This window comes from Bacillus sp. TL12 (assembly GCF_022625245.1).
In the GTDB taxonomy this organism is placed as follows: domain Bacteria; phylum Bacillota; class Bacilli; order Bacillales; family Bacillaceae_G; genus Bacillus_A.
The window spans coordinates 1-993 of record NZ_JAJJBY010000160.1 but is presented as its reverse complement, the minus strand read 5'-3'; the positions used below and the strand labels follow the sequence as shown (position 1 = coordinate 993).

Below are 993 nucleotides of genomic sequence, written 5' to 3'. Positions count from 1 at the left end.
AAAGAGACTCCACCTTTTCAACATACAATGAACTTCAACAATTACTAGCTACTTCCTAAACATTGTTCCTCATTTACCAACCTGTTTATGCTTTTTTCAAACTTTGCAACAGAACCATAGTTTCATAAAACTGGTCTACAATATTCTCGATCTCTTTATATCTTCGGAAACTTTGCACCAGAACCTTATTTTGTTAGGTTGGTAGCAATGTGGTGCGCCTAGGGTTTTTAGAAGATAGAGACAATTTGTTTAGCTAAAGTTTTTAATCCATCTATTGTTAAGAGTGTTAATAAATCAGTAAGAGAAAAAGATAAGTTTGATTGAATAGGAATTAACGACTTCAAACCACCACTTGTAACAGACTCAATTTTTTTAACAGTATCAGGTGAAAATGATTCAAATAAATCTTTCAGATCTTGTGCTTGTTCACGGCTACACCCTAAGGATATAGCTGTTTCTAAATGAAACGAATACTTTCCTGATTCTGTAATGGACAATGCTTGATTGTTGAGTTTTTGTGCTTTAAGTATTTTTTCACTTGAAATACTTTTAATTATTAATTTTAATTGTTCGTTATTGAATGTGGATTTTATAGTCCATTGATTTTTTATTTCTTCTTGATTTAGAATTTTAGCTTGTGTATTAGAACTAGAAAATCCAAATAAAGTAGTTATACCAAAAGCTAAGGCTACCGAGTAAGATGATAGTTTTTTACAATTCATATTTTAACATTACCTCATTTCAATAATATGATATCAACAAACATATATTACCATTTTAAGCGTTATTTGTGTTCTATTTATTTTGATAAATAAAATACAGAATATTCATAATTTTATCGGTGTTATTAGTGTGGCTTTGTAAAAAAGTTTGATTATTTTATAATATCCTTTTCGGTTCTGTTGCAAAGTTTTAAACGCCCCCAAAAATATAGAATGAAAATACAATTTTTCCGAATAAACATTATAAAATATACAAGAACATGTATCGTAT

The 993-nt window shown here is 28.6% G+C and carries 1 protein-coding gene; it reads right to left on the bottom strand.

Annotated features, from left to right (window positions below; all coding sequences use genetic code 11):
• Nucleotides 1-227 precede the first annotated feature (227 nt).
• Nucleotides 228-722, bottom strand: coding sequence for a hypothetical protein (locus LOK41_RS28215; RefSeq protein WP_017150343.1), 495 nt, complete (start codon nucleotides 720-722; stop codon nucleotides 228-230).
• Between the last annotated feature and the right edge of the window lie 271 nt (nucleotides 723-993).